1 protein-coding gene and 4 pseudogenes are annotated in these 5735 nt (G+C 63.4%); all 5 read left to right on the forward strand.

Annotated elements, in window-relative coordinates:
* Nucleotides 1-11: 11 nt before the first annotated feature.
* Nucleotides 12-95, forward strand: a pseudogene (locus JCM12296_RS48525) (iron chelate uptake ABC transporter family permease subunit); the annotation flags it as partial.
* 88 nt (nt 96-183) lie between these two features.
* Nucleotides 184-843 (forward strand): annotated as a pseudogene (locus tag JCM12296_RS37410) (FecCD family ABC transporter permease).
* Between the two features lie 107 nt (nt 844-950).
* Nucleotides 951-1649: pseudogene (locus JCM12296_RS32055) on the forward strand (ABC transporter ATP-binding protein); the annotation flags it as partial.
* Nucleotide 1650: 1 nt separating this feature from the next.
* Complete coding sequence (locus tag JCM12296_RS48530) at nt 1651-2646, forward strand: cobaltochelatase subunit CobN (RefSeq protein WP_054701668.1); 996 nt, start codon at nt 1651-1653, stop codon at nt 2644-2646.
* Nucleotides 2643-5551: pseudogene (locus JCM12296_RS46505) on the forward strand (cobaltochelatase subunit CobN). Before JCM12296_RS48530 ends, JCM12296_RS46505 begins: the two are co-directional and overlap by 4 nt.
* Nucleotides 5552-5735 lie beyond the last annotated feature (184 nt).

Genomic DNA, 5735 nt, shown 5'->3' on the forward strand with positions numbered 1-5735 from the left:
GCATCGTCTGGATGTTGCGGCTGCCGCGCATTGTGTTGGCGGCCCTGGTGGGCTTCGGCCTGGGTGCCGCCGGGACGGTGTTCCAGGCCATCTTGCGCAACCCCCTGGCTTCGCCCTATACCCTGGGGGTAGGGTCCGGTGCCGGATTCGGCGCCCGTGACCGTGATCATCTTCATGGGCGGCATGCACCGCTGGGCCGTGGCCGGCGGGGCCTTCGCCTGCGCCATGCTCTCGGCGGCCGTCATCCTGGCCGTGGCACGCATTCGCCAGGCATCCACCGAGACCATGATCCTGGGCGGTATTGCCCAGATGTTTCTCTTCTCCTCACTCACCTCGTTTTGCAGTACATGGGCACCGTGGACCAGGTGCACGAGATCGTCTTCTGGTTCTTCGGCAGCCTTTCCAAGGCCGGCTGGCCGGAAATCGCCCTGACCGCCGCCATGGTTGGCGGACCGTTTCCCTACCTGTTGCATCGCGCCTGGGATTTCAATCTGCTCGTCGCCGGGGATGAATCGGCCACTGCCCTGGGGATTGACGTCAGCCGGTTGCGCATGCACTGCATCACCGCCGCATCCCTGATGACCGCCGGTTGCATCTGCTTTGCCGGCGTGATCGGTTTCATCGGGCTGGTGGCACCCCACATCACACGCATGGTCATCGGTGGCGACCATCGTTATCTCTTGCCGGCATCCGTTGGTGGGCGCGGTGCTGGTGCTGGTGGCCGACACCCTGGGACGCACCCTCTGGTCTCCCCACGTGCTGCCCATCGGCATTGTCACCGCCTTTATCGGCGTACCGTTTTTCTTTTTCCTCCTGCTCAGACAGCAAAGGACCTATTTCTGATGCTCGAGCTGATCGACATTCGGGCCGGCTATGGCCGCACACAAATTCTGGACGGCATATCGGCGGCAGTAAGCAAGGGCGAAATCCTCGGCCTGGTGGGTCCCAACGGGGCGGGCAAGACCACCCTGATCAAGTGCATCGCCCGTATCCTCCGGCCCGACGGCGGCCGGGTGTGCATCGACGGCACGGATAGCGGCAGCCTCTCGCGTCCGGCCCTGGCCCGCAAGATCGGCTACGTGCCCCAGAACCTGCCGGCCCGTTTTTCCATGAGCGTGTTTGAAACCGTGCTCACCGGTCGAAGACCCCACGCCGCCTGGCGGCCCTCGGAACGTGATCTGACCAAAACAACCCGTATCATCCATCGGCTGGGTCTGACGGACCTTTGCATGCGCGATGTCGGCCGGCTCTCCGGCGGTCAGATCCAGAAAGTGCTCCTGGCGCGGGCCCTGGCCCAGGAACCGGACTACCTGCTGCTGGACGAACCCACCAGCAGCCTGGATCTCTATCATCAATTGGAGGTTCTGGAGATGATCGCCGCCATGGTGCGCGAAAACAGCATGGGTGCCATCATGGCCATGCACGATCTGACCCTGGCCGGCCGGTTTGCCGACCGGATTCTCATGCTGCGCAATGGCACTGTTTTCCGTCAGGGCCTTCCCGCCGACCTCTTCACCGCCGATGCCATCCGGACGGTGTACGGCGTCGATGCCGAAATTCAACAAAGAAACGGCTATGTCTTCGTCCACCCGCTGCAATGCGCCGGTCTGCCGTCCGGCACGAATCCCCCAAATCCGAGGGAGGTTTAACATGATATCCCCCAATCCGATTCGCATCGTCTCCATCATGTGGGGCTCCTACCTGCCCACCTTTCTTGCGGCCGCCGAGGCGAGCGGCCATGTGAGCCTGTCGATCTTCTCCCAGAAGGAGATCGAAAACGATGCCGGCGTGCTGGAACTTTTCTGGCAGCGCGCCGCCCGCGCCGACGTGGTGTTTCTCTACTGGACCGCGGACGGCTTCTGGGAAGAGGTCAATGCCCGGCTGGATGAGTTTGCCGCCGGCAAGACCATCATCACCACCTCCTTTGACCCGGCCAACTGGGGCCGCCGGGCCACGGTGGAAGTGCCGGTCTGCGCCCGAGCCTACGCCTACCTGGCCGAGGGCGGTGTGGAGAACTACCGCCGGCTGTTGGATTTTATCGCCCATCAGGTGGATCCGGCCATTTTGGTGGAGGAACCCGTGCCCCTGCCTTGGCAGGGCATCCTGCATCCGCCGGACCAGACCGTCTACCCCACGGTGGAAGCCTATCGCCAGGCCCATCCGGCCGTGCATTCCCGGACCGTGGGGCTCTTTTTCTCCCGTCACACCTTCACCAATACCGACGGCGCGCTGGAGGCCGAACTGATCACGGCCCTGACGGACCGCGGGGTGAACGTGCTGCCGGTCTTCTCCCACGGCGTGAAAGACACGGCGGCCGGCGCTCTGGGGCCCATCGAAACCGCCGAGCGTTTCTTCTTGGATGACGATGGGAGCCCCCGGATCCAGGCACTGATCAACTTGCACTTCTTCTTCCTGGGACGCGAGCCGCGTGGCGACGTGGCCGCCACCGGGGTGGCCGCCCAGTCGGTGGAATTCTTTTCCCGCCTTAACGTGCCGGTGGTCAAACCGGTGGTTGCCTACAGCCAGGAGATCGGCGAGTGGGAAGAAAATCCCCAGGGGCTTCTCGCCGAGGTCACCTTCGGGATTGCCATGCCCGAATTCGAGGGCAACATCGAGCCGATCATCATGCCTGCAGCCGCAAGGTGACCGACGAGAAGACCGACACGGTTTTCGAAATCCGTGAAACCATTGCCGAGCGCATGGCGCGCCTGGCCGACCGCGTGGTCAACTGGACCCGTCTGGCCGCCACACCCAAGGCCGAGCGCAAGGTGGTCTTCGTGCTGCATAAAAACGAATGCGCCGGCCTGGAAGCCAGTTTGGGGGGTGCCGCCGGACTCGATGCCGGCGAGAGCGTGGTGCGTATCCTGCGGCAGATGGCGGATCAAGGCTACCGGGTGGCGGATGTTCCCGAATCGGGCGAGGCGCTGATGCAGACCTTTTTATCGCGCAAGGCCATCGCCGAGTTCCGCTGGACCACGGTGGACGAAATCGTGGGCAAGGGCGGTCATCTGGCGCTCTTGGATACCCCCATCTACGAGGAATGGTTTGACGCTTTGCCCGCAAAGGCACGCCGGGAACTGGTTGACGGCTGGGGCGAGCCGCCGGGGAAAACCATGAACGGCGTGCCGCCCAGCATGGTGCTGGACGACAAGCTGGTGATCACCGGGCTGGGCTTCGGCCATGTGAACGTCATCATGCAGCCCAAGCGCGGGTGCGCCGGCGCCCGCTGCGACGGCCAGGTGTGCAAGATCCTCCACGATCCCGACATCCCGCCGCCCCACCAGTACATCGCCACCTACATGTACATGGAGCACGTCTTCGGCGCCCATGTGATCATCCATGTGGGTACCCACGGCAACCTGGAGTGGCTGCCCGGCAAGGGCGCCGGCCTCTCCGGCGCCTGCTGGCCGGATATTTCCATCGGCAGTCTGCCCCACCTTTACATCTACAATGCGGATAACCCGGCCGAGGGCGTGGTGGCCAAGCGGCGTAGCAACGCCGTGCTGGTGGATCACCTGCAGGCGATCATGACCACGGCCGACACTTACGGCGGCCTGGAGGCGCTGGAAGAACTTCTCGACGAACACCAGCGCGCGCGCAACCTCGATCCGGCCCGCGCCCACCAGCTGGAACATCTGATTCGCGAGGCCATCGATCGCCATCACCTGGCTGATGAGATCGGCGCGTCCGAACTGAATTTCAATGACCTTACGGTTCGCTGCCATGAGATCATTTCCAGTGTCAAGAACAGCCAGACCCGTATCGGCATGCATGTTTTGGGCGAGATCCCCGAGGGGGAGAACCGGGCCGAAACCATCAACACGATCCTGCGTTTCGACAGCGACAATCCCCTCAACTCCCGGCGGCTGGTCTTCGACCTGTGGGGGGAGAATATCCATGATGCCCTCAAACATCCGGGAGAAAGAGGCAACAACGGGAGAACCTACGGCCAGATTCTACTGGATGCCGACCGGGCGGCGCACGGGCTGATTGCTCGCCTCATGGCCGGCGAGACGGTCACGGATGCCCTTGAACGCCTCCTGGGCGCCCGGCCCGATGGCGATCTTCTCACTCGCTTCCAGCGATTTGCCGACCTCGTTGGGGAGATCGATCGGCGCATCTCTGCTTCCAGGGAAATCGATGTGCTGCTGGCCGCCATGACCGGCGGGCATGTGCCGGCTGGTCCCTCGGGTTATCTCTCCCGGGGCCGTTACGACATCCTGCCCACGGGTCGTAACTTCTACAACGTGGATCCCACCCGCATTCCCACCCGGGCCGCCGGCCGGGTGGGGGAACGCCTGGCCGAGGCTTGATGGCCCGCCACTTAAGGGAAGCGGGCCGCTATCCCGAAACCGTGGGCATGGTCTGGCTGGCCTCGGACATCATGCGCGCCGACGGCGAGCAGATGGGGCAGATGCTGCATCTTTTGGGTGCCCGGCCCCGCTGGAAGGCAGGCGGTCAGGTGGACGGTTTCGAGATCATCCCGGCGGAGCAGCTGAGCCGGCCGCGCATCGATCTCAACATCCGTGTCTCGGGCATCACCCGCGACTGCTTTCCCGATTCGGTCAAATATATCGATGACGTGATCCAGGCCGTGGCCCTGTTGGACGAGCCGCCCGAAGTCAACTTCGTGCGCAAGCACATCGTCGACCAGGCTGCCGATCAGGATCTCTCCCTTTCCGATGAGAAAAACTTCCGCCGTCTCAGCTATCGCATCTTCTGCGCCCAGCCCGGCGTATACAAGGCCGGGGTCAACCTGGCCGTATTGGCCTCGGCCTGGAAGACCGAGGGCGATCTTTCCGACGTCTACGTGTTCTGGAACGGTTATGCCTATGGCGGCGGGGCCGGCGATGCCACATACGGCGTCCAGGCCCATCAGGAACTCGTCGCCAACCTTTCGCGGGTGGAGGTGACCTTCGACAAGCACATCTCCGACGAGGGCGATTTTCTCAACTGCTGCGGTTTCTACGGCAACTACGGCGGCATGACCGTGGCGGCCAAAACCATCTCGGGCAAGGCTCCCCGGACCTATTATGGGGACACCCGTGATCCGGCGGCGGTCACGGTCACCGATTTCGCCGACGAGATGCGCCGCGTGGTGCGGGCCAAGCTCCTCCATCCCAAGTATATCCAGGGGATGAAAGCCCATGGGTACAAGGGCGCCGGCGATCTTTCCAAACGCATCGGACGGGTCTACGGCTTTGGCGCCACCACCGGCCAGGTGGATAACTGGATCTTCGACGAGATCGCCGAGACCTTCATGCTCGACCCTGAGATGAAAGCCTGGTTTCAGGAGGTCAATCCCTGGGCCCTGGAGGAGATCGGCCGTCGCCTCTTGGAAGCCGAAAGCCGCGGCATCTGGAAGGCGGACCCGGACCTGTTGGACCGCCTCAAGGAAGCCTACCTGGACACCGAGGCCACCCTGGAGGACACCATGGGCGACGTGACCGGCGATTTCCAAGGCGGCAGCGTGGATGTGGTCACCGCCGATGAAGTGGCCACCTGGAAATCGGCCATGCAAGCCGTGCTGGAAAAAGGTAAAACCCCCTAGGACGAACGCCATGCCATCTTTTGTTTACCCATTCGTGGCCATCGTGGGTCAGGCGCGCCTGAAACAGGCCCTGGTTTTAAATGCCGTCAACCCGGCCATCGGCGGGGTGCTGATCCGGGGCGAGAAAGGCACGGCCAAGTCTACGGCCGTGCGCGCCCTGGCCGACCTGCTGCCCGACATCCGC

The sequence above is a fragment of the Desulfosarcina cetonica JCM 12296 genome (assembly GCF_001311845.1).
Classification (GTDB): Bacteria; Desulfobacterota; Desulfobacteria; order Desulfobacterales; family Desulfosarcinaceae; genus Desulfosarcina; species Desulfosarcina cetonica.